23 protein-coding genes and 1 pseudogene are annotated in these 25,030 nt (G+C 38.5%); all 24 read left to right on the top strand.

Features of this window, described 5'->3' with window-relative positions:
- Positions 1 to 41: 41 nt before the first annotated feature.
- The 24 genes and pseudogenes from FEZ18_RS08620 (at position 42) to FEZ18_RS08730 (ending at position 24,885) form a co-directional block, all read left to right on the top strand.
- A complete protein-coding gene (locus FEZ18_RS08620) occupies positions 42 to 2,414 on the top strand; it encodes a multicopper oxidase domain-containing protein (RefSeq protein WP_153267940.1) in 2,373 nt (790 codons plus the stop codon).
- A 21-nt stretch (positions 2,415 to 2,435) separates the two neighbouring features.
- Positions 2,436 to 2,822: a DUF302 domain-containing protein gene (locus tag FEZ18_RS08625; RefSeq protein WP_008991354.1), complete on the top strand. Its 387-nt coding sequence runs from the start codon at positions 2,436 to 2,438 to the stop codon at positions 2,820 to 2,822.
- 57 nt (positions 2,823 to 2,879) lie between these two features.
- A complete protein-coding gene (locus FEZ18_RS08630; protein WP_153267941.1) occupies positions 2,880 to 3,482 on the top strand; it encodes a DUF3347 domain-containing protein in 603 nt (200 codons plus the stop codon).
- A complete protein-coding gene (locus FEZ18_RS08635) occupies positions 3,483 to 3,935 on the top strand; it encodes a heme-binding domain-containing protein (RefSeq protein ID WP_153267942.1) in 453 nt (150 codons plus the stop codon).
- Positions 3,936 to 3,958: 23 nt separating this feature from the next.
- Positions 3,959 to 4,525: a DUF3347 domain-containing protein gene (locus tag FEZ18_RS08640; RefSeq protein WP_153267943.1), complete on the top strand. Its 567-nt coding sequence runs from the start codon at positions 3,959 to 3,961 to the stop codon at positions 4,523 to 4,525.
- Between the two features lie 761 nt (positions 4,526 to 5,286).
- Positions 5,287 to 5,997: a PepSY domain-containing protein gene (locus tag FEZ18_RS08645; protein ID WP_153267944.1), complete on the top strand. Its 711-nt coding sequence runs from the start codon at positions 5,287 to 5,289 to the stop codon at positions 5,995 to 5,997.
- Between the two features lie 22 nt (positions 5,998 to 6,019).
- On the top strand, positions 6,020 to 6,502 hold the full coding sequence (locus FEZ18_RS08650) for a DUF305 domain-containing protein (protein ID WP_153267945.1): 483 nt from the start codon (positions 6,020 to 6,022) through the stop codon (positions 6,500 to 6,502).
- An 11-nt stretch (positions 6,503 to 6,513) separates the two neighbouring features.
- Entirely contained in the window at positions 6,514 to 8,316 is a 1,803-nt protein-coding gene (locus FEZ18_RS08655; protein WP_153267946.1) for an efflux RND transporter periplasmic adaptor subunit, read from the top strand.
- A 262-nt stretch (positions 8,317 to 8,578) separates the two neighbouring features.
- Positions 8,579 to 9,145 (top strand): helix-turn-helix domain-containing protein, encoded by a 567-nt coding sequence (locus tag FEZ18_RS08660; RefSeq protein WP_110473897.1) that lies wholly within the window; start codon positions 8,579 to 8,581, stop codon positions 9,143 to 9,145.
- Positions 9,145 to 9,348 (top strand): annotated as a pseudogene (locus tag FEZ18_RS14690) (GDCCVxC domain-containing (seleno)protein); the annotation flags it as partial. The gene FEZ18_RS08660 and the pseudogene FEZ18_RS14690, both read left to right, overlap by 1 nt.
- A 125-nt stretch (positions 9,349 to 9,473) precedes the next feature.
- On the top strand, positions 9,474 to 9,806 hold the full coding sequence (locus tag FEZ18_RS08670) for a hypothetical protein (RefSeq protein ID WP_228122689.1): 333 nt from the start codon (positions 9,474 to 9,476) through the stop codon (positions 9,804 to 9,806).
- Positions 9,807 to 9,924: 118 nt separating this feature from the next.
- Positions 9,925 to 14,340: a CusA/CzcA family heavy metal efflux RND transporter gene (locus FEZ18_RS08675; protein WP_110473895.1), complete on the top strand. Its 4,416-nt coding sequence runs from the start codon at positions 9,925 to 9,927 to the stop codon at positions 14,338 to 14,340.
- A gap of 17 nt (positions 14,341 to 14,357) precedes the next feature.
- Positions 14,358 to 15,611, top strand: a complete 1,254-nt coding sequence (locus tag FEZ18_RS08680; RefSeq protein ID WP_153267948.1) for an efflux RND transporter periplasmic adaptor subunit — start codon at positions 14,358 to 14,360, stop codon at positions 15,609 to 15,611.
- 115 nt (positions 15,612 to 15,726) lie between these two features.
- On the top strand, positions 15,727 to 16,065 hold the full coding sequence (locus tag FEZ18_RS08685; protein WP_110473893.1) for a P-II family nitrogen regulator: 339 nt from the start codon (positions 15,727 to 15,729) through the stop codon (positions 16,063 to 16,065).
- Positions 16,066 to 16,080: 15 nt separating this feature from the next.
- Positions 16,081 to 16,503 carry a Fur family transcriptional regulator gene (locus FEZ18_RS08690; protein ID WP_153267949.1) on the top strand — a complete coding sequence of 141 codons (423 nt, stop codon included), beginning with the start codon at positions 16,081 to 16,083 and terminating at the stop codon, positions 16,501 to 16,503.
- 44 nt (positions 16,504 to 16,547) lie between these two features.
- Positions 16,548 to 16,901, top strand: a complete 354-nt coding sequence (locus FEZ18_RS08695) for an STAS/SEC14 domain-containing protein (RefSeq protein WP_153267950.1) — start codon at positions 16,548 to 16,550, stop codon at positions 16,899 to 16,901.
- A 6-nt stretch (positions 16,902 to 16,907) separates the two neighbouring features.
- Complete coding sequence (locus FEZ18_RS08700; protein ID WP_153267951.1) at positions 16,908 to 19,436, top strand: heavy metal translocating P-type ATPase; 2,529 nt, start codon at positions 16,908 to 16,910, stop codon at positions 19,434 to 19,436.
- 50 nt (positions 19,437 to 19,486) lie between these two features.
- Positions 19,487 to 19,924 carry a Fur family transcriptional regulator gene (locus FEZ18_RS08705; protein WP_045079535.1) on the top strand — a complete coding sequence of 146 codons (438 nt, stop codon included), beginning with the start codon at positions 19,487 to 19,489 and terminating at the stop codon, positions 19,922 to 19,924.
- Positions 19,925 to 20,005: 81 nt separating this feature from the next.
- Complete coding sequence (locus FEZ18_RS08710; RefSeq protein ID WP_153267952.1) at positions 20,006 to 21,322, top strand: APC family permease; 1,317 nt, start codon at positions 20,006 to 20,008, stop codon at positions 21,320 to 21,322.
- 10 nt (positions 21,323 to 21,332) lie between these two features.
- Complete coding sequence (locus FEZ18_RS14595; protein ID WP_165586669.1) at positions 21,333 to 21,509, top strand: hypothetical protein; 177 nt, start codon at positions 21,333 to 21,335, stop codon at positions 21,507 to 21,509.
- 84 nt (positions 21,510 to 21,593) lie between these two features.
- Positions 21,594 to 21,893: an STAS/SEC14 domain-containing protein gene (locus tag FEZ18_RS08715; protein WP_410505107.1), complete on the top strand. Its 300-nt coding sequence runs from the start codon at positions 21,594 to 21,596 to the stop codon at positions 21,891 to 21,893.
- A 24-nt stretch (positions 21,894 to 21,917) separates the two neighbouring features.
- The gene (locus FEZ18_RS08720) at positions 21,918 to 22,184 is read left to right on the top strand and encodes a hypothetical protein (protein WP_110473888.1); all 267 of its coding nucleotides are present in this window, start codon (positions 21,918 to 21,920) and stop codon (positions 22,182 to 22,184) included.
- Positions 22,185 to 22,354: 170 nt separating this feature from the next.
- Positions 22,355 to 22,897, top strand: coding sequence for a hypothetical protein (locus FEZ18_RS08725; protein WP_045079774.1), 543 nt, complete (start codon positions 22,355 to 22,357; stop codon positions 22,895 to 22,897).
- A 32-nt stretch (positions 22,898 to 22,929) separates the two neighbouring features.
- Entirely contained in the window at positions 22,930 to 24,885 is a 1,956-nt protein-coding gene (locus FEZ18_RS08730; protein WP_153267953.1) for a heavy metal translocating P-type ATPase, read from the top strand.
- Positions 24,886 to 25,030: the final 145 nt, after the last annotated feature.

Here is a 25,030-nt window from a genome sequence, read left to right on the forward strand (position 1 = left end):
AACTAGGCCAAATTGGCTTTTGAACACTAAAATAAAGAATTATGATTAGAAAGATAACAATACTATTTGTACTTCTCGTTTCATTTGAAAGTGTTGCACAAGTAGGAACCAACGGACAAGATAGAAAAGAAGAAGGACGACCTATTAAAGAGTATAACCTTACCATTGAAGAAAATAAAATGACGCTTGGTGGTGTTACTGCTAATGCAATGACTATCAATGGTGATATTCCAGGACCCGTTTTGGAATTTAATATAGGAGACCTTGCCATTATTAATGTAACCAATAAAATGGATGAAGAAACTTCAGTGCATTGGCACGGATTGATACTTCCCAATTTTTACGACGGGGTTCCATATTTAACTACCCCACCGATTGAGCCAGGAACAACTTTCCAATACAGGATTCCAATCAACCAATCGGGAACATATTGGTACCATTCCCACACAATGCTACAAGAACAAAAAGGTGTTTATGGGTCTATTATCATTCATCCAAAAGAGAAAACCTTGGAATATGATAAAGATTTAGTCGTGGTATTATCAGATTGGACCAATGAAAAACCAATGAATGTATTACGAAACCTTAAAAGAGGTAACGAGTGGTATCAAGTTAAAAAAGGCACAGCAGTGCCATTAAGTAGGGTCATTTCAGAAGGTGCCTTTGGTGCTCAACTTAAATTTTGGAGAGACCGTATGGAAGGGGCTGATATTGCAGACATTTATTATCCCGCATTTTTGTCCAACGGTAAAAAACTGGCAGAGTATCCAGAATTTACGGCTGGCGAAAAAGTAAGGCTTCGCTTCATTAACGCATCGGCTTCTACCTATTATTGGATGGATTTCGGAGGGGGTAACCCAATGGTTGTTTCAAGTGACGGTATTGATGTGGAACCTATATCAAAAAGTCGCTTCCTTTTTGGTATTGCTGAAACCTACGATGTAATTGTCACCATTCCAGAAGGTACAGTTGAAATTACTGCCACGGCACAGGATGGCTCTGGTGATACCTCTTTACGTATAGGACAAGGAACACTTTATCCCGCAGAAAGAATTGACAGACCAGACAAAGTGGAAATGATGAAGCAAATGGCTAAAATGGATATGAAAATGGGAGCACCTGCAATGGTTGGAAACAAGAAGAAGAATACACCCGAAGTTTTAATGCAGAAGTACGGAATGAAGATGAATATGAAGGACGGCGAGATGAAAATGGGGAACGATAAGATGTCGATGAAAGATGGCAAAATGAATGACCAAATGGATATGAAGATGGATGATACAATGGGAATGAAAAAAGACTCGATGTCAATGAGCCATAATGGAGCATCAAATAAAATGGAAGGTCATATGCACAATATGCCAATGATGCAGAAGGATTCTACTTCTTTTGATTATGAGGAGCGAAAGACATACTTCAACTATGATTTTTTAGAGGCAAAAGAAAAAACTGAATTTAAGGCAGATTTACCAGTAAATGAAGTGTTGCTTAACCTAACAGGTAATATGAATCGCTATGTATGGAGTATGAATGGGGTTCCATTATCAGAAACCGATAAGATAAATATAAAAGGAGGCGAGGTAACCAGAATTACATTAAATAACCTGACTATGATGCACCATCCAATGCACTTGCACGGTCATTACTTCAGGGTCATTAATGAAAAAGGAGAACGTTCCCCATTAAAGCATACCGTGAACGTACCACCAATGCAGAAAGTTATTATTGAATTTTATAACGAAGAGTATGGCGATTGGTTCTTTCATTGTCACGTATTGTACCATATGATGGGTGGTATGGCAAGAGTGTTTAGTTACGATACCCCAAGGGATGATAGAATGAAAGATTATCCAGTTCAGAAACTTATCGATGAGACAGACCATTATTATTCGTGGGGATTGGCTCGTGCAGGTTCAAATTTTAATGAACTCTTTTTAACGTCGAGCAATATCCGAAATGAATTTGGTTTGAGAACAGAGTTCGATTACGACCAAAATCTTGAAGCCGAAATAAGTTATAATAGGTATCTGAACGATTGGGTACGTGTTTATGCAGGAGTAAATACCGAAACGTCAACACCAGATTCTTACGATACATTTAATACCGTAGGATTGGTTGGTGTAAAGTATTTTACGCCTTATAGATTTAATGTAGATGTGAGTATGGACCATCAGCTACGCCCAAGAATACGTTTGGACAGAGAATTATTGATTTTTCCAAGAATTTTTTTGGAAGGCGAATACGAATACAGAGCAGATTTTGGATGGGTCAATGATTTAGAGAATAATAAATCATTTGAAAGCGAAACACAATGGTTGGTAGGGGTTGCATACATTCTTTCGCGCAATTTTTCAATCCAAGCTAACTACAATAACCGATATGGATTGGGTGGTGGACTATTAGCAAGATTTTAAACAACTAAAAATTAAAAAAAGATGAACTATTATTTTAATAAAACAATCAATGGAACCTTCGAAGAGGTCATAGAGAAAGTGACACAAGGATTAAAGGAAGAAGGTTTTGGAATCCTTACAGAAATTGATGTAACAGAAACACTAAAGAAAAAACTGGATATAGACTTTAAAAAGTATAGGATACTCGGAGCTTGTAATCCGCCCTATGCACATAAAGCTTTGCAAGCAGAAGATAAAATTGGAACGATGTTGCCCTGCAATGTCATAGTACAGGAAATCGAAGCAGGTATCATTGAAGTTGCGGCCGTAAACCCAATGGCTTCAATGCAAGCTGTAAAAAATGAAAAATTGAATGAGGTAGCCAGCGAAATAACTGCAATGTTGGAAAACGTCATTGAAAAATTATAAGACACTATAAAAAGGCAGTAATAATAATTAATAAACACAAACTTAAATTAAAACAAAATGAGCAAATTAAAATCAACATTAGGTATAGTTGCGATAGCATTCATAACCTTAACAGTAATGTCTTGTAAAGACAACAGCAAAGAACAAAATAGCACGGATGGAGACCATTCAGAAATGAACCACGATAACAGTGATGGTCATCACGACGGCGAAAAGAGGGAAATGGCAATGGGTGGAGATAGTAATACACAAGCGGTATTAAATGACTATTTCAACTTAAAGAATGCCTTGGTGGGAGATGATAATGGCAAAGCCAAAGAACTTGGGGCAACCCTAGCAACATCCTTAGGAAATTTTGACGCCTCACAATATAACGATACCCAGCAATCGGAATTAAAGGATATTGTAGAGGATGCAGTTGAACACGCAGTCCACATTTCAGAAAGTGATATAGCACACCAGCGCGAACATTTTAAAGTTTTAAGTAAAGATGTTATAGATATGGTTGCTATAACAGGAGCAGAGATGAAGCTTTACGAGCAGTTTTGCCCTATGTATGATGGCGGTACAGCTTGGCTAAGTACTAAAGAGGAAGTGCGCAATCCATACTATGGTAGTCAAATGTTAAAATGCGGCAAAGTACAACGTGAAATTAACTAAATGAAAATTGTAAAGATTATAGCAATAGTACTACTGGTAGCGTTCGTGGGAATTCAATTTATTCCGACTACACGCAATCAAAGTGATACGGTACCCGAAACTGATTTTATGTTGGTTAACAATGTTCCGGAGAACATTCAAAATAAGTTACAGGTTTCCTGCTATGATTGCCACAGTAATAATACGCAATACCCTTGGTACAATAAAATTCAACCCGTTGCTTGGTTTTTGGAAGACCATATTAAAGAAGGAAAAGCTGAACTTAATTTCAACGAATGGGATTCATTATCCAGCCGAAGAAAAGCAAGTAAGTTAAGGTCTATTATCAAGCAGATTGAAAATGGCGAAATGCCTTTGGATTCTTACACTTTGATACATAGTGAGGCAACATTTACAGAAGCTGAAGCAGAAGAGTTAATCAATTTTATCACACAATTAAAAGATAGTTTATAAACAATAATTTAAAAGTAATTAAAATGAAAAATTTAAAAATGAGTATTGCAGCAATGCTATTGTTAGCAGTTTCTTTTACCAATGCACAGGAAAAAGAAAAAATGAACCACGATCACGGAGATATGAAAATGGACCATAGCAAAATGATGAATAAAAATAGTGACGCAAAAGCAGAAGCTATTTTAAGTGATTACTTTAATTTAAAAGATGCTTTAGTTGCGGACGATACAAAAAAGGCAGCACAAGCAGGAACAAAATTGGTAGCCACTCTTAAAGCATTTGATATGGGTAGTTATACAAAAGAACAACAAAAAGAGCTGGCCGATATCATAGAAGATGCTACCGAGCACGCAGAACATATTTCTGAAAGTGCCATAGACCACCAGCGCGAACATTTTAAGACCTTAAGTAAGGACATAACAGATTTGGTAGCTATTACGGGAACAAAAAACACGCTTTACCAACAATTTTGCCCAATGTACGATAAAGGTAGTGCGTGGTTGAGTACCAGCAAAGAAGTAAAAAACCCATATTACGGTAGCAGAATGCTTAAATGTGGAAAAGTGCAAAAAACTATTCAAAATAGATAATTCTTTGTAAAAAAATCTTCTCGATGTTCTGGTTATTAGTTAACAGAAGGTTGTAAGATGATAAAGATATCTGAATAGTGAAGTCCTGTCGTGGGAAGGGAATTAGGTTTAATAGTTAGTGAAATCCTTCCCGTGTACAGGCACAATAAATTTTGAAAAAGAAAAGTTGATTTGGTTAATAGCAGCCTGAATAAGGGAGAGAGATTAAACCCCTAAATATAACGTCTCTCTTCCTATGTCAGGTAATTAAAAACTTATGATGAAGAGAAATTTAGTGAAGAATGCTTGATTTTGAGGGGTAAATATTTTGGTTGGTTGATTAAAATTTACCTCTCACTTTCAAGTATTATTTATAGGCTTTTGTAAGTAACAATAGGGAAAAAAATAGATAGTAATGAAAGAATGTTGCAAAGATGGTTGTCACCAAACAACAGAAAAATCTGTTGTTAAAAAATGGCTCAATTATATAGTATATACAATCCTAATCTTAATAGTTGGTGGTGCATTGGCGCTTCAGTTATTTAGCTAAGAAAGTAAGTTAAAATGGTTAATGACAACAAGAAAAAAATCTGAAAACACAGGGTTTTACAAACAACTATTTAGGGTTCTTTAAAAATAAGGGCGTTGAAAGTACGATGAGCGGGATGGCACCTAAAAGCCCATTGCTTGAAAAGATTTTAAAGTATGTTGCCTATATCTGTTACGTCTGGTTGGTAGGTGGAATAATTGTCAAATATTTTGTGAATTAAATTATAGAAAGTATGGTCAACAGAAAGACAGCAAAATGGATTCGAAAAGCGCACCGATACTTGGGTATATTCCTCGGCATTCAGTTCTTGATGTGGACTATCAGCGGAATGTATTTTAGCTGGACGGACATTGATGAAATACACGGCGACCAGTTCAAAAAAGAAAAGCCACGGCAAACTGCTTTTTCCAACCTATTGGGGACTGAGCAATTAGCGAGTGAAGAACCAATCCAAACACTAAAATTATTGGAAATAGCCAATGAGCCGTACTATTGGATTAACGAAGCTAATTTATTTAGTGCTAAAACGGGAAATGAAAAAAATGGTATTACTAAAGCTGAAGCAAAACAGGTAGCCAATAGATATATGCTTCCCGATTTGGAAATAAGGGGTATAAAACGAATTGAGAAAGTAGATGCACATCACGAATACCGTGGTCGTCCATTACCAGCCTATGAGATTTCATATAAAACCCCACAAAACTTGAAGGCTTATGTCGCCATAGAAAATGGTGCATTTCAGACCGTTCGTCATAGAAACTGGCGCTGGTTCGATTTTTTGTGGATGACCCACACTATGGACTATCAAGGCAGGGACAACTTTAATACCATAATCCTGCGGGCGTTTTCATTGTTAGGGTTAATTACAGTATTAAGTGGGTTCTTACTTTGGTACATATCGTCGCCCACAATTAGAAAATTGGTTAAAAAGAAACGAAAATAAGTACCACTAAAACCAACATAAAATGGAAAGTTCAAATCAAAATTCAAAGAAAAAGAACTACACAAAATTTGTAGGTATGCTCGTGGCATCCTTCATAGCAATGTACGTTACAATGTACTTAAACTCTTATGAAATTGACCACGTCTATTTTAGTCTTACCCGATTTTATATGAGCTGTTTGGGTATTGCCGCTATGGCCATTATTATGTTTGTAACAATGCGTAATATGTACCAAAACAAAAAGAAAAATATAGCAATTGTTCTTGGAAGTATTGTTCTATTTGGTGGTGCGTTAGGCCTTGTGAGGGCACAGGCCCCAATTATTGGCGATGTGCTTTATATGAAGGCTATGATTCCGCATCACTCTATCGCCATTTTAACCAGTAAGCGAGCGGATATACAAGACCCGGAAGTGAAGAAATTAGCAGATGATATAATTAAAGCACAAGAAAAGGAAATTGCAGAAATGAAAGCAATGATTAAACGATTAAAAAATAACAAATAAAAACAAAAACAATGAAAAAAAACATCATTTATATAGGTATTGCCTTGATTGTTGGCCTTCTAGGCGGCTTTCTACTGTTCGGTGGAGATTCTACTGATAAGGCAACAAATAGTGCTAAAGACAATCACGAACATTCAGAAGAAATTGCTGCTAATCAAATGTGGACCTGTTCAATGCACCCACAAATTATGCAACCAGAGCCTGGCGACTGCCCAATATGTGGAATGGATTTAATTCCAGCTGAATCAGGTGCCGATGGACTCAATGCCAATGAAATCAAAATGACCGATAACGCAATGGCTCTAGCCAATATTCAAACGTCTCTTGTGGGACAAGGACAAATAGGAAATAATTCCCTAAAATTATCTGGAAAGATAAAAGCAAATGAAGAGTCAAATGCCGTACAGGTCACATATTTTGGAGGAAGAATTGAAAAACTATACGTTAATTCTACAGGAGAACGTGTTGGTACAGGGCAACGCTTGGCAACTATTTATTCGCCAGAATTAGTTGCGGCACAGCAAGAACTGCTTACCGCTTCATCCTTAAAAGAATCGCAACCAGAATTATATAAAGCTGTTAGAAACAAGCTTAAACTTTGGAAACTTTCAGAAAAGCAAATCAACGCCATAGAAAACTCTGGGAAAGTACAAGAAAACTTTCCTGTGTACGCAACCGTATCAGGAACGGTAACACAGAAAATGGTAGAGGAAGGAGATTATTTAAAACAAGGACAACCCTTATACAAAATTGCCAATCTCAATACAGTATGGGCAGAATTTGATGCTTACGAAAACCAAATTGCGTCCTTAAAAGAAGGACAAACCATTAAAGTAACCACCAATGCCTATAGAAATGAAGTGTTTGACGCCAAGGTCTCATTTATTGACCCCTTATTAAACTCTGCTACAAGAACGGTGGTCGTGAGAGCAGTTTTACAAAATAAAAAAGACCTCTTTAAGCCGGGAATGTTTGTGGAAGGAAAAATCGAGGGTGCTCAAACGAGCACAGAGAACACCGTTTCCATACCGTCAACGGCTGTTATGTGGACGGGCGAACGTTCTGTGGTCTATGTCAAAACAGACCCTAATAAAGCTGTTTTTGAGATGAAAGAAGTTTTATTGGGCAATGCCACTGGCGATAGTTATACCGTTCTTGAAGGTTTAAAAAATGGAGATGAAGTGGTAACTAACGGCACGTTTACAGTAGATGCCGCGGCACAGCTTCAGGGTAAAAAATCAATGATGAATCAAGAAGGAGGTAAAACTATGACGGGACACGAAGGGCATTTGGGAATGCAAGAAGATAGTTCTGGAGAAAATATGGATGTAACCGATCATTCTCAAATGAAGGAAAGAATTAAGGTTTCAAACAAATTTCAGATTCAGTTAGAACAGGTTTTTGATGATTACATTCTTTTGAAGGACGCATTAGTAAACACTGATACCAAGGGTGCTCAACAAGCAGGAGAACAAATCAACCAGTCCTTGAAAAAAGTAGATATGAAATTATTATCTGATGAAAAGGCACATAACCATTGGATGACCATTCAAAAGGAACTAAAGTCATCAGCAGATGCTATTGAGAACAGTTCAGACATAGCAGCACAAAGAGGGCATTTCAAGCATCTTTCGGCACATATGATAAGTGGTGTACAGCTTTTTGGGGTCAATCAAAATGTATATATCCAGTTTTGCCCAATGGCCGATAACAATAAAGGTGCCTATTGGATAAGTTTGGAAGAAGAAGTGCGAAATCCATATTATGGAGAGGCTATGTTAACCTGTGGAGAGGTAAAAGCAACTTTAAAATAAAACGAATTACGGATTAATCAAGTAATCTTCATAAGGCCAAAAAATAATCTTGGTTTTATAATGGCGAACGATAATGAGTGAAAGAAGAAGAAATAGACGAAAAAATGAAAGGAAGAAGCATCAACCTAAAAGTAATATCTCAAAAAAAGATAAAATTATAGCTTTTGTTGTGATAGTATTGGTTTTTGTAATTGCTGCGATAGCTGCTGTTTACTATTCACTAAACAAATCTGGGTTAACCTTGTTTTAAAACAAGTATTATATGAGTGAGATTATCTATATTAAAAATATGGTCTGCCCAAGATGTATCTCGGCAGTATCCAATATTTTAAAACAACTTGAAATATCCTATGCTTCTATTAAATTGGGAGAGGTTAAATTAATGTCAACATTAAATACAAACACCAAAAAAGAGCTTTCCGAAGCCCTTCAAAATTCAGGTTTCAATTTGATTGACGACCGTAAAAGTCAACTTATCGAACAGATGAAAACATTGGTTGTAAATAAAATTCATCTCTCATCCAGAGAACTGAACATTAAATGGGCAGATTATGTAAGCGACAACATACATCTTGATTATAAATATTTAAGCTCACTGTTTTCATCGGTTGAAAGTATCACCTTTGAGCAATACATTATCAACCAAAAAATTGAACGTGTCAAGGAACTAATAGTTTATGATGAATTAACCTTGAGTGAAATAGCCTTTAAAATGAATTACAGTAGCGTCGCTTATTTAAGCAATCAGTTTAAAAAGCTAACAGGAATGACCCCTTCGGAATTTAAAAAAAGTACTAATAAAAACCGTAAGTCATTAGATGAGATTTGATGAAAATTCAATTAAAATCAAAAATTACTTGTCCAAACTGTGGACACAAAAAAGTAGAAGAGATGCCAACAAACGCTTGTCAATTCTTTTATGAGTGTGAAAATTGTAAAACAGTCTTGAAGCCTTATGATGGAGATTGTTGTGTGTTTTGTTCTTATGGAACAGTTGCTTGCCCGCCAATTCAAGAAAATAAAGATTATTGCTCACACCTAAACAATCTTTGCACAACCTGTGCATCGATTAATTTGTATCTTTGTCAAACTTTATGAAAATATTCTTTTCCATATCAATGTCAATTTTATTCTTTTTTCAGGGAATTAGCATTGATATGGACTTTTGTGGACCAATTAAAGAAATTTCAAGCATTATTACCCATTATCAAGACCATAAAGTTTATGGAGACTCTTTCCTTGAATATGTAATTGAAGATTACATTGACAATGATGCAAAAAATGAAGGGCATCATAATAACCCAGATAAGGAGAATACACCAGTCCATTCCCATCATCAATGTTGTCACCCTTTAGTATTAATTATTGCGAACAACAATTCGGCTTTAACCAATCGACTAAAGTTTGAAGAGAAAAAACAGTTTAACTTACATAAAGTAAACTTCACTTCCAGATATCTGGAATCGCTTTTCCAACCCCCTAAAGTATAATTCAGTTTTTTTAAGGATATCTATATCCTATCGTGATGCTTTTCAAAGTAAGTATCACATCATAAACGTATTGCATCTATTTGCACTGCGAGGTTTAAACTGAATTAATACTTTTTCTATGATTAACAAAATCATTTCATTTTCCATTAATAACAAGTTTATTATTGGGCTTTTTATAGTGGCGCTTGTAGGTACGGGCATTTGGTCTATGGCCACTATAAAACTGGGTTCTGTACCCGATATTACCAACAACCAAGTACAGGTTATTACCGTTGCCCCAAATTTAGGGACTGAAGATATTGAGCAATTTGTAACCTATCCGGTAGAATTGGCAATGGCAAACCTTCCTGACGTTATCGAGCTGCGTTCCGTATCTCGTTTTGGGCTGTCTGTGGTTACCATTGTCTTTAAGGACGAGGCAGGTACTTATCTTCCCCGGCAATTAGTGCAGGAGAAATTAACGGAAGTTGCTGGCGAAATCCCCGAAGGCTTCGGCACACCATTTATGGCACCAATAACTACGGGTCTGGGCGAAATCTACCAATACACCCTAAAAGTAAAAGAAGGCTACGAAGATAAATACGATGCTATGGAGCTTCGTACCATACAGGATTGGATTGTAAAACGCCAAATGGCATTAGTCCCAGGAGTGGTAGAGGTTAATGCTTTTGGAGGCTATGTAAAGCAGTACGAAGTTGCCATAAACCCTGATAAACTAAAAAGTTTTGGCATTACAATGAATCAGGTTTTTGAAGCCCTGAAAGTTAATAACGCAAATACCGGAGGTGCGTATATTGAAAAAAACCATCAGGCCAATTTTATTCGTGGCGAAGGCTTGGCGCGTAGCATTTCAGATTTGGAAAACACCGTTGTAACCACACAAAACGGAAGCCCTGTTTTAGTGCGGGATGTCGCCGAAAAAGTGGGCTATGGAAATCAAGTGCGCTATGGTGCGTTTACCCAAGATGGCCACGAATCTGTTGGTGGACAAATACTAATGCTGAAAGGCGAAAGTCCAAGTAACGTTATAGAAAATGTTGAAAAGCGTATAACCGAAATCCAAAAATCCCTGCCGGAAGGCGTTTATATTGATGCTTTTTTAAGTCGAAGTGAACTTATTGAGGCAACCACAAGTACCGTAAAAACAAACCTAATAGAAGGAGCGCTTATTGTCATATTTGTTTTGGTCTTGCTTTTGGGAAGCTTCCGTGGAGGATTGATTGCTGCTTCAATCATTCCCTTATGCCTATTATTTGCATTTATTTTAATGAAACAATTTGGCATTTGGGCAAACCTGATGTCGTTGGGGGCAATTGATTTTGGGATTATTGTTGACGGGGCGGTAATTATAGTGGAGGGTACGGTATTCCACATTCATCAACGGATGAAAAAATCCAATGCCATTATAGGACAATCCGAAATGGATGAAATAACCTACGATTCTGCAAGTAAAATGATGAATTCTGCCTTTTTCGGACAATTAATCGTTCTCATTGTTTTCACACCTATTTTGTTCTTGACCGGCGTAGAAGGAAAAATGTTCCGGCCAATGGCATTCACTTTTGGTTTTGCTGTTTTAGGAGCGATTATCCTTTGTCTTACATACGTGCCAATGATGTCGTCCTTATTTTTAAAACCTGCTAAAAATCAAAACAGTTGGTTTGCCAAATTTGAAAACCAGATGGATAGGATAAGCGATAAAATTATGGATATTTTAAATCGGGCTTATTTACCCATACTTAATTTTGCACTTCGCTTTCGAGCCGGTGTCGTTATAGGTGCGATTGCATTGCTATTAATTACAGGATTTGTATTTAGCAATATGGGAGCAGAATTTGTCCCTAAATTTGATGAAGGAGATATTGCCTTTCAGGCCTTGATAAAACCGGGGAGTAGTCTTACAGAATCCATTGAGGCTTCAGAAAAACTTCAGAACTTAATCAATGAATTTCCGGAAGTAAAAACAGTGGTTTCACGGATTGGTGTGGCCGAAATACCAACAGACCCAATGCCTATGGATATTGCGGATAGTTACATTATTCTTGAAAAAGACAAGAGTAAATGGACTTCCGCAGACAGTAAAGAAGAACTCATAGAAAAAATTCAAGAAAAAATTTCAGTAGTTCCCGGAGTAAACTTCGTGTTTACACAACCTGTCGAACTTCGATTTAATGAATTGCTTACAGGTGTTCGTGAGGACGTAGCCATCAAATTATATGGAGAAGATTTAAACGTGTTGGCAGATAAGGTTCAGGAAATTGCTGCGGTCATACGGAAAGTTCCCGGTGCAGCAGACCTTAACGTAGAGGCTACAAGTGGTTTGCCCCAAATGACCGTGGTGTATAACCGCGCAAAAATGGCTCAATACGGAGTAACCGTTGACAAGCTGAATGATTATGTGAGTGCATCGTTTTCAGGAGAAGCCGCAGGTGTGATTTTTGAGGGCGAAAAACGCTTTGATGTAGTCATTCGTTTGGCGGAAGACTTTAGGCAAGACATCAACAGCCTTAAGAATTTGTATATCGATTTGCCAAACGGAGCGCAAGTGCCTTTAAAGGAAGTCGCGGACATCAGTTACAAACCAGGACCAATGCAGATTTCAAGGGACAATACCTCGCGGCGTATTTCGGTTGGTGTCAATGTTCGTGGGCGAGATGTAAAATCGATGGTTGAGGAGATTCAGCAAAAACTGGAAACGGAAGTGAAACTGCCACCGGGATATTATGTTACTTACGGAGGGTCATTTGAAAACCTGCAACGTGCGTCAGACCGATTGATGATCGTAGTCCCAATCGTTTTAATAACAATATTTGTTCTGCTTTACTTTGCTTTGAATTCATTTTCACAAGCCTTGATGATCTATATGGCGGTACCTTTGGCAGCCATAGGTGGCGTTTTCGTTTTGTGGATTCGTGGAATGCCTTTCAGTATTTCGGCGGGAGTCGGGTTTATCGTACTCTTCGGAGTTGCCGTATTAAACGGCTTGATTCTTATAAACAAATTCAATGAACTAAAAGACAGTGGAATGACAGATATAAAAAAACGTATATACGAAGCTACGCACGAACGTTTACGTCCAATTTTATTGACAGCCATTACAACAATTATGGGCTTTATCCCAATGGCGGTTTCCACCTCTGGTGGTGCCGAAGTACAACGACCATTGGCAACAGTAGTGATTGGAGGAATGCTTACGGCAACCTTTCTGACCTTGGTGGTTATTCCTATTCTTTATTACTGGCTCGAATCGAGAAAAGAACGAAACAATAACGATGGAGCTATAAGCTATGTCAACAAATCAACTAACATTGTAACCGTATTATTGATGGTTGGCGGTTTGATGGCTTCTGGAACTGCTTTTGCCCAAGACACCAATGCAGATGGAACAATTCCAAAAACCTTGACCGTGGATGAGGCCATCGCTTTGGCAAAACAGAATTATCCTTCTCTTAAAGAAAGTCAAGCCTTTATAGAACGTGAACAGGCTATGAAAGGCACAAGTTTCGACTTGGGCAGTACGCAAGTTTTTACGGGAAAGGAAGAATATGGCAATAATCTTCCCGGAGTACAGACTACCATTGGTGTGCAACAGGGCAACATTGATTTGCTTTCAGGATTTTCAAAATCGAAGTTTTACAAAGAGCGTATTGCCTTGGGAGAAAAGTTTTATGTGGCCAATGAACAACAGTTGGTGCGCAATGTGATGCAAGCCTATGACCAAATTAATTATTACAAGGCACAGTTGCGTTTTGCAGAACAGCTGGATAGTGTTTATATTAATTTTAGGGAGGCTGCTGAATTGCGTTATGAAACAGGGGAAACCGGGAAATTGGAATTTATTGCAGCATCTTCGGAATATCAGCAAATACAAGTATTAAAACAACAAGCCTATGATGATATTGAAATTGCCAAACGTGCTTTAAAACAGTATTTGGGAACGGATGAAAGCATTGAAACGGTGAACGATTTTTACGAGCCATTGGATTTTATGGCAAATTTGGATTCTACCTCGGTAGCAAACAACCCAATATTGCAATATGCGTTGCAGAACGCCGAAGTAAGTAAAGCAAATGTGGGTGTTGAAAAATCGCAACTCCTACCGAAATTCAGTTTATCGTTTGGAAGGCAAGTAGTGGATGATGTTTCTGGATTCAATACCTATCAGGCAGGTATTAGTATTCCGTTATGGTTTTTTCCGCAGAAATCGAGGATAAAGGCAGCCAAGGCAGATGCAATGGTCGCAGAAAATCAATATTTGGAGCAAAAGGCAACCACCGAAAGTAGGGTGTCGCAATTGTTCAAATCCCTTGAAAAAACGCGGAAAATATTGCAGTATTATGAAGAAGGCGCATTGCTTTTGGCGGAAGAACAAATAACCACCGCAGAATTGGCATCCAAGGAAGGCGAAATAGATTATGTCAACTATATAACCATCCTTAACAGTGCCATCAGGATAAAGCAAACACATTTGGAATACATCAATCAATACAACCAACAATCTATTGAGGTACAATATCAGTTGGGTAATCTATAATATAATAAAGAAGAAAAATGAAGAATATACTATTAGTAAGTACCGTATTATTTACACTTATGTTTATGAGTTGTAACGATGGCCAAAAATCTGAACTTGGGCATAACGAAGCTGAAGGCGTATCAAAAACCGAAGCAGGTGGCGAAGATGCACACGGCGAAGAAGGTCACGACGAAGAAGAAGGAGGCCATAGTGAGGAAGAAGGCGTTGTAGAACTTACAAAGCAACAGGCTGAAACCATCGGTTTGGAAATGAAACCTCTGGAGGAACGGAATTTAGGGAACAACATTAAGGTAACGGGTACGCTGGAACTTTACCCACAGGACAAGGCGAACATCAGTCCGTTTGTTGGTGGAAATGTGAGTTCCATAAAAGTTGTACCTGGAGATAACGTAAGCAAAGGACAGGTGCTTGCGTATATTGAGCATCCAGATATCATTGCAATGCAACAGGATTATCAGGAAAAAAATGATGAACTGGTCTTTTTGAAACAGGATTTTGAGCGTAAGCAGACTCTTTATGATAAAGGTGTTTCTTCTGGCAAGGAATTTCAGATGGCGCAGTCAAAATTTCGTTCCACAACATCCAGCGTCAATGGTTTGCGTTCCCAATTGAGACTGTTGGGCATCAACCCGGACAAGGTGGCTGAAGACCAAATATATTCCGCAGTTCCCATTATCACGCCCATAAGTGGCTATGTGGATGAAGTAATGATTAGTCTGGGCGATTATGTGGCACAACAATCCAAAATGTTCTCAATAAGCGATAATTCAAAGATTTATGTCAACTTCAAAGTATATGAGAAGGACATAAAGCAAATCAAGAAAGGGCAACAGATATATTTTTCAACGGCTTCTCGTCCGGACGAACTGCTTAAGGCAACCGTTAGGTCTGTTGGCAAAACCTTCAATACTGACCCAAAAGCATTGGAAGTTTTGGCAGATATTGAGAACAAGGATAAAAACCTGTTGCCGGGTATGTACGTGGAAGGACGCATAGTGCAGGGCGAGAAAAAAGGTTTTGCAGTACCGGAAGCTGCCATTATAAAAGAAGGCGAGCAATCCTTTATTTTTATTTTGGATGAAGATGAAGCAATGGAAGCGAACAAAATGAAATTTAAAATGGTACCCGTAACGGTTGGACTAACTGATTTGGGCTTTGTTGAAGTCAATCTTCCTGCCGAAGTTTCAACGGATGCCAAAGTGGTCATCAAAGGAGCTTATAACCTGTCTTCTGAAATGGTTAAAGGCGAACTGGAACACGACCATTAATTCAAGAAAAACCAAAGGTTTTGATTCCGAGTTTGTTTATCGTCTTAATTAGTTTGTTAAAAATTAGAAAACAGGCTCGGTTCAAAATCGATTAAAAATTTAAAAAATTCATAATATGAAGGAAATAAAAGCATTTATAAAACCGAACCGAATCCAAAGAGTCATTGAAGCACTATCTGATAATGGGTTCAAAAGTATGACCCTTTCACAAGCTGAAGGCACTGGTGCATTCAAATCAAAAGGTGCAAGACCGTCGCTGGATTTTCACGTTACAGACAGTCCAGTGGTTAAGCTGGAACTGGTCTGCCAAAATGAGGAAGCCCAAGCGGCCATTGAAACAATTATAGCCAACGCCAAAACCGACGGGCCTGGAGATGGTATTATATATATAGCCAATATAGAGAATGCCTTTCAGATTAAAACGGGAGATTCCTTAAAACGGTACGACCTATAAAACATTTTAGTGCAAATGGAAAAAATAGTCCAACTTCTGGAAAGCAAAGGAATACGACCTACGGCAATGCGCCTAATGACCTACAAACGTTTGGCAGAATTAGAGGTGGCCATCAGTCTTGGCGATTTGGAAAAGGATTTTAAGGTCAGCGAAAGAAGTACCCTATTTAGGACTATAAAAACGTTTGAGGAAAAAGGTATTGTACATCAAATTGAGGATGGGACTGGAGTTATTAAATATGCCCTTTGCGAAGAGAACTGTGAATGCGAGGTCGGCAACGACCTTCATTTGCACTTTCATTGCAACAACTGTAATGAAACGGTCTGTTTAACAGAACATAAAATCCCGCATATCAGCTTGCCCGATGGCTACATTACCGAAGATATTAATTTGGTGGTAAAAGGTATCTGCGAAAAATGCAGCGATAATTTGGGTTGAGTTTTAGGTTTTTCAATTCAATCATCATTTATAAATAATGAGCAATGATAACAATCTATAAAAAAGAAGCTACGGTATATATGGTGGCTGAAAACAAGCTGGATGCCAAGGATTATGAGAACTTGATACCGGTCTTAACAGAACATATAAATGCCTATCAGGAAGTGTTCTGGTACATTGAAATGCAAAATTTTGAAGGCTGGACGGTAAGTGCCTATTGGAAGGGCATTGAATTGAATCTTCCGAATGAAACACATTTAAAGCGTGTTGCTTTAGTGGGTAGCGTTAAATGGCAGGAGCAATTTACCGAGGTATTGCTTCCTTTTTCAGAAGCTCATATAAAATTTTATAAGCCAGAAGAAAAAGACGATGCCAAAGAATGGATTAAAAAAAAATAGTGAAAAATGAAAAAACTACAACTAAAAATCCCGGTTATCCTACCACAAGTTCCAAACGAAAAAGACACTTGTGTTAAAAGGCTTATTCAAGAACTACAGGCCAAAGAGGGTATCGAAAAAGTACACGTTACCGATACAAAGGAAGATACCACGCCACAGCTCTGTTTTCATTATGACCCCGATATCATTTCTATAGACCGCATTCAATCTCTCGCAGAACAGACAGGTGCCGAGATTACCGAAAAATATGGGCATTTGCTCATTGAGGTAAAAGGAATCAGACATACAAGACAGGCACGTTCCATAGAGAAAAGTCTTTTGGCAATCAATGGGGTTTTGGAGGCTTCCGTTTCGGCCTCTGGAATGGTGCGCCTTGAGTTTGATAAAAAGCAAACAAATTTTGATGAAATAAGTAAACAGATTGAAAAGGAAGACCTTCAGGTTCAGCGGAGTTCTTCAAACGAAAATAATTACACCGAAGCATCCAAAAAAAAACAGGAACGTTCAAAGAAGGAAGATACTAAAGAGCAAACTTCCACAGAGGGCCACGAGCACAAGGAGGGCGAGACCCACGAGGAAGGTGGAGCGCACACCCACGGTGGGGTTTTCGGTAAAAATACGGAGCTTATTTTTTCCATTATCTGTGGGGCACTTCTCGGGATAGGTTTCGGGCTTTCTTATGTGGAATCCATCCCGGATTGGGTCAGTCTTACTTTGTACATTGGCGCGTACTTTTTCGGTGGTTTCTTTACGGCCAAGGAAGCGGTTCAAACTGTGGCCAAGGGTGGTTTTGAAATTGATTTTTTAATGCTGGTCGCTGCCATTGGTGCCGCCATTCTGGGAGAATGGGCAGAAGGTGCACTGTTGTTGTTTTTATTTAGCCTTGGGCACGCCTTGGAACATTACGCAATGAACAAAGCAAGAAAAAGCATTGCTGCGCTTGCAGACCTTGCACCAAAAACAGCATTGCTTAAAAAAGATGGCAAGACCGAAGAAGTTGGAATTGAGGAATTGAGTATTGGCGATATTATAGTGGTCAAGCCCAATAGTAAAATATCCGCAGATGGCGTCGTGGTCAACGGAAAAAGTAGTGTAAACCAAGCACCAATTACTGGGGAAAGTGTACCTGTGGACAAAATCCCTGTGGAAGATAAGGACAGAAACTATTCGGCAGACGATGATATCAAGGATGAAAATCGGGTATTTGCTGGAACTATCAACGGTAATAGTATGTTGGAAATTAAGATAATCAAAGAAGCCAAAGACTCTACCCTGTCCCGATTGGTTAAACTGGTCAACGAGGCGCAGACCCAAAAGTCCCCCACACAGCTGTTGACCGATAAGTTCGAAAAATACTTTGTGCCATCCGTACTGATACTGGTTGGTATCCTACTCTTTGCCTTTCTGGTCATTGACGAACCGTTTAGTGCCAGCTTTTATCGTGCAATGGCGGTATTGGTAGCTGCAAGTCCCTGTGCACTGGCCATTTCAACACCAAGTGCCGTATTGAGCGGTGTGGCAAGGGCAGCACGTGGCGGCGTGCTCATCAAAGGTGGGCGACCACTTGAGGATTTAGGGGTCATAACCGCTTTGGCTTTTGATAAAACAGGCACGCTTACCGAAGGCAAGCCCAAACTTACCGAAGTAGTACCATTGGGGGATATTGAAGAAAATGAACTGTTAAAGATAGCCGTTGCCGTTGAAAACTTGAGCGACCACCCTTTGGCCAAAGCCGTCGTAAGGGATGGGAAAGAGCGTCTGAAAGGTACTGATATTATCGATGCGTCAGATTTGGAAGCAGTTCTCGGAAAAGGTATCAAAGCTTCTTTGGGCAAGGATAAAATCTATATTGGAAACCTTGACTTGTACGAAGACCTCGATGAAGCAAAACCATCCGAAGATATATCGAATAAAGTAAAAGAACTTGAAGGTGGTGGAAATACTACGATGCTCATAAGAAGGAACAAAGAATATATAGGTATCATCGCCCTGATGGACACCCCACGGGAAGCGGCCAAGGAAACACTGAAAAAATTAAAGGAAATCGGTATCAAGCGGATGATAATGCTAACCGGGGATAATCAAAAGGTTGCCGATGCCGTTGCTAAAGAAATTGGGTTGACCGATGCCTGGGGAAGCCTGTTGCCAGAGGAAAAGGTAGATGCCATTAAAAAATTAAAAGAACAGGAATCCAAAGTCGCAATGGTAGGCGACGGTGTGAACGATGCCCCTGCAATGGCAAACAGCACAGTAGGTATCGCAATGGGTGCAGCGGGCAGTGATGTGGCCTTGGAAACTGCAGACATTGCCCTAATGGCCGATAAATTGGAAACCCTGCCCTTTGCCATAGGCTTGAGCAGGAAGGCAAAGGCAATTATCAAGCAAAACCTTTGGGTAAGCCTCGGTATTGTGGCATTGCTTATCCCATCGACCATTATGGGTTGGGCCAATATCGGTATTGCAGTGGTCATCCACGAAGGCTCAACATTACTTGTGGTTTTTAATGCGTTAAGGCTTTTGGCTTATAAGAAATAGCATCAAATATATGTTTTGAAAAAAGGGTTTGCTTTTGAATTAATATTGCAATGACTAAAACGGAAAAGATACTATTAAATCACGGTATTCGACCTACTCAAATGAGGTTGAAGATATACAAGTTCCTGAAAAGGAAGCAAAGTGCCGTGTCCTTTTCCGATTTGAAAAAGGCTTTTGTTCAAAAGAGCGAAACCAATAAAACAGCAAACAGAACGACATTTTATCGAAATCTCAAGATTTTCGAGGATAAAGGGCTGATTCATCAGATTAATGATGGGGTCGGAGTGGCAAAATATGCTATTTCTGATGAAAACGCCAAAGATAAATACGGTATAGATTTACATCTGCATTTTCATTGTACCGATTGCAGAAGAACAATCTGTTTACCGAATAAGATATCGAAAGAAAGCTTGCCAGACGATTATGAAGTGAGAAATGTGAACCTGATATTAAAGGGAATATGTGAAAAATGCAGGCAAAAATATTAGATGGAAGTTTCAGAATTCTGAACCCTTGGGTCCAATGGTCAGGTTCAGGTTTCTTCCACCTTCTCTAACTTAAAAAATATTATGGCAGAATTAAAAAAATCATTGGGAACAATTCGTCTTACCTTTTATGGAGTAGGCACTATTGTGGGTGCAGGAATATATACTGTCATAGGCGCAGCAGCTGGACAAGCAGGTACCGACCTTTGGTTGAGTTTTGTTTTCGCTGCAATTGCTGCCAGCGTTTCGGCATTGTCTTATGCAGAGTTATCCTCTACCTATCCCAATGCAGGTGCCGAATTCATTTTTGTACGCAAAGCGTTTCCGAAAATTGACATTCCTTCCTTTCTCACTGGCTGGACAATTGCCTTTCACAGTTCTGCCACGATAGCCGCTGTATTGCTGGCCTTTTCAGGTTATTTCAACACTTTTTTTAGTGTGCCTTCCCTATTGATAAGTTATGGCGTATTGATAATTCTTTCATTGATAAGCATTACGGGAATCAAGAAATCATCTCCTGCCAATATTATAATGGTTAGCATACAACTTTTGGGATTGTTCATTCTTATTGTGGTCGGGCTTGCAGAAACTGGCCCGCCAAAGGCTGAATTTTTTAAAGTTGAATCCTTTTCCGGTACTTTGGCGGCTACCGCAACCTTGTTTTTTGTCTATACAGGTTTTGAGCATATGGCTGCATTGGGTTCTGAAGTAAAAAACTCTGGCAAGACCATTCCTCGTGCCTTTCTACTGACAATGGTTTTTACAACCGTTATCTATCTGCTCATAGCTTTTACGGTACTTAACATTGCCGACCCGTCAGAACTGGCAAAAGTAGATTCGCCACTTTCACTTGCGGCATCAAATCTCAACAGTTGGTTGCCCGTGACATTGGCGGTCGCAGCACTTTTTGCTACTGCCAATGCGGCCTTTAGCGGTATTATCTCTATCAGCAGGCTGCTGTTTGGAATGGCAAGCGTGGGCGAACTTCCGAAATTTATGACCAAAACCAATGCACATAAAGTGCCGTGGGTTACTACCATTGTGGTTATGGCGGCAGTTGCGGGTTTTATGCTATTGGGCGATATTAAAATCGTAGCGGGAATGTCGTCATTGGGTGCGTTGCTCGTCTTTGTCGCCGTGAACATTGCCCTTATCGTATTGCGTTTCAGAGCACCAGATAAAGACAGGCCCTTTAAAGTTCCTTTATCTGTTGGGAAAGTTCCGATACTGCCAATTTTGGCGATAATCATAAGCCTCTCTTTGGTCATACAATTTGATTGGAAAGTTTATGCCGCGTTTGTGGGAGCGATTGTAGTAGGTATCTTGCTGGATTATTTTTTGGATAAAAGAGAAAAAAAAGATATAGACCCCGAAAAGGAAAAGGAATTGTTTAACCACTAATATATTTTTTATGGACTGGACATTTGAAGAATTTAGAGCAGAGCTTGACACCCTTAATCCATCGGTAAGAAAAAAGGCAATTGAAATTGCGAAAGAATTAATCGAAAAGGAAGACTTTTCAAAAGAAAAGGCCATCAAAAAAGCAATTGTAATGGCTGAAGAATGGTTTTACGATTTAGAAGGATAATAATTAATTAAAAACTATATAAAATGTTACAGATAATTGAGTTAAAGGAAAAAAAATATTGTTGCAACAAAAGCTTCGGGCAAATTGAGAAAAGAAGACATCGAAAAAATCCATCCACTTATCCACGCTATACTGGACAAGGGGATGAAGGTTCGTTGGTATTTTGAGATGGACAATTTTACGGGTTGGGACTTGCCTAGTTTATGGGAAGACCTCAAAATGGATACGGCCCACGCCAGAGACTATGAAAAAATAGCAATGGTAGGAGATAAAAAATGGCAAGAATGGATAACCCAATTTATGAAGCCTTTTACCAACGCCGAAATTAAGTATTTCAATATAGACCAAAAGGAAGATGTCAAAAGTTGGATTGAGAGCCAGTAAGCTTACTTCCGTAAAAGACAGACGATGAATAAAAAGAATATTCTTATTACCATACTAATTGGGTTTGCCATAGGTGTTTTTATCCTTCAACCTTTGGGGATAACAATTTTCACGATTAGCAGTCAGAATTATGAAATTAATTGGTGGCAATATTTAATAAATAATTTCATTGAAATTGTGAATATCAATGGGAATCAAATTTTCGAGAATATTCTGTTTGGACTATTAGGTGCAAGTGTTGCTCTGATGTATTATTTCGGTAAAAGAGAAAAGGATATAGATAATAAATAGCGGTAAGTGGTTATGTGAAAGAGTGAAATTTTTTATTTAAAATAAATTAAGTGAAAACTTAATTAATAGCAGGCAGCTTTTATGATGCTTCTTAAAGCAAAATGATTAATAGCATTAAAAGCAAAAGTAGAAGCTGCTTTTTTTTAATTATACAATTAAAGATGGATATTATGAATGTTAAACATTGTATTTTAATAATCTTGTTGGTTAGTTATTATAAAGTAAACGCCCAAAAAATTTATACAACTGAAGAAGGTCATATTATGATGATGACTTTGGTTAACTCTAAACCCGTCAAGGCAGAAAGCCATAAATTGGCCTTATATCTTGATTATGATTCCAAAGTGGTTAATGGTGTACTCGACCTTAAGACTTTATCAACAGATATTCCTGAAATCAATACCATTTTACAACAGCAGGAAGCCCCTTTGATGCTTCGGTTCACGGGCACTATTCCATCACAGGATTTTTTATCAAAACGGCACGACCCTATCAACTTTAATTGGCTGATAGATGTTACTTATCAAGGAAAATCCTTTAAATCACAATTTAAAGCAACCATTACCCATATAGAACAAGGAGTAAGTATGTCCTGCTTGATAAGTGCAACCGGACAATTATTGGTTTCAAATACTGGTTTGGATTTCTTAATAGAGGGTATCGATGATACCATAGAAGTGCAGTTTGCGCAATTGGTGTTGAGATTGGAATAACTGTGAATTAAAATAAAATTATTATCAAACTAATGAAAAAAAAGAAAGTCAATTTAAGAGATTTGAATAAAACTTCTTCAGATACTCACAAGCGCAATGATGCCCACAACCAAAGCAGCGCAGAAAGCATAGGGAAATTTAAAGTTTATGTACCAGCAATTTTCAGCTTTGTAATGCTGATTATTGGCATTGCGATGGATTATTTTGACGTAGCATTTTTTAAAGATTGGATACGTATCGTCTGGTATGCAGTCGCATACCTTCCTGTAGGTTTTCCTGTGATAAAGGAAGGTTGGAACAGCATCAAAAATGGCGATTTCTTTACCGAATTTCTATTGATGTCCATCGCAACCATAGGTGCATTCGCCATTGGCGAATATCCGGAAGGTGTGGCAGTAATGTTGTTTTATGCGGTAGGCGAATTATTCCAAAGTGCCGCGGTTAAAAGAGCCAAAGGAAGCATCAAGGCATTACTGGATGTAAGACCCAATGAAGCTTTGGTTTATCGGGACAACAATTATGTTTCTGTAAATCCCGAAACCGTTGCTATTGGCGAAAAAGTGCAAGTACGTGTGGGCGAAAAAATTCCTTTAGATGGTATTTTATTGTCCGAAAAAGGCTCGTTCAATACCGCAGCATTAACGGGCGAAAGCAAACCTGATACCATTGCAAAAGGCGAAAAAGTATTTGCTGGAAGCATAAACTTGGACGGTGTAATTGAAATAAAAACTACTAAAGAATTTAAGGATAGTTCTATTGCAAGAATTTTGGATATGGTGCAAAACGCCACCGCACGGAAATCAAAGACCGAATTGTTCATTAGAAAGTTTGCAAAAATCTATACGCCTATCGTGGTATTCTTGGCAATTGCCTTGACATTTCTACCTTACTTTTTTGTGGACGATTATGTTTTTAGCGATTGGTTGTATAGAGCATTGATTTTCTTGGTTATTTCCTGTCCGTGTGCTTTGGTTATCTCTATTCCGTTGGGCTATTTTGGTGGATTGGGAGCAGCTTCAAAAAACGGGATTTTGTTCAAAGGCGCATCTTATTTGGATGAAATGACGAAGGTTAATACCGTTGTTATGGACAAAACAGGAACTGTAACCAAAGGTGTTTTTAAAATCAAAGAAATAAAAGCCATTGGCTGGAAAGAACCTGAATTTATGAAATACCTAATGGCGATGGAAGAACAATCTACCCATCCCATTGCCAAGGCAATTATGGATTATAAAGCCGATGGCGAAGATTTTCAAGCTTCCGAAGTAAGTGAAGTAGCAGGAAAAGGCTTAAAGGGAACAGTAAACGGCAAAACCGTATTGGTTGGGAATAAACCATTGATGATTTCAAACAATATCGAAGTTCCATCTGAAACCGACAACATTGTAGAATCTATCGTGATGGTTTCTATTGAAGGCAAATTTGCAGGCTATGTAATCATTGCAGACGAGCTAAAGGATGATGCACACGAAGCCATTAAGCAAATTAGGGAATCAGGAATTTCCAAAATCATAATGCTTTCAGGCGATAAGGATTCCATCACACAACAAGTCGCAAAAGAAATGGGCATCGATACCGCAAAAGGCGGATTGCTTCCAGAAGATAAATTGAACGAAGTCGAAAAATTGATGTCCGAAAATGACGGAAGAGTAGCTTTCATTGGCGATGGCATCAACGATGCCCCAGTATTGGCAGTAAGCGATGTTGGTATAGCAATGGGCGGCTTGGGAAGTGATGTAGCGATAGAAACGGCAGACGTTATCATCCAAACAGACCAACCGAGCAAAATTGCAAAAGCTATTAAAATTGGTCGTTCAACCAGACGTATTGTATATCAAAACATTGCGCTTGCTTTTGGAGTAAAAGCTGTGGTACTTGTTTTGGGTGCAGGAGGCCTGGCGACAATGTGGGAGGCTGTGTTTGCAGATGTAGGAGTGGCTTTGTTGGCTATCTTAAATGCTGTTAGATTACAGAAGATGAAATGGTAATAATCAAAAACGATGTATCAAAAACAGAGAAATAAAAGAAATAAAAAGGTTAGTAAATCATCGAATAACAAAATCACAAAAAAAGATAAGTTTAATGGGATTCTTGCAATAATCTTTGTGGTAATAACCGCATTCCTATTATACT

Origin of the sequence: Oceanihabitans sp. IOP_32, from assembly GCF_009498295.1 — a bacterium.
Classification (GTDB): Bacteria; Bacteroidota; Bacteroidia; order Flavobacteriales; family Flavobacteriaceae; genus Wocania; species Wocania indica.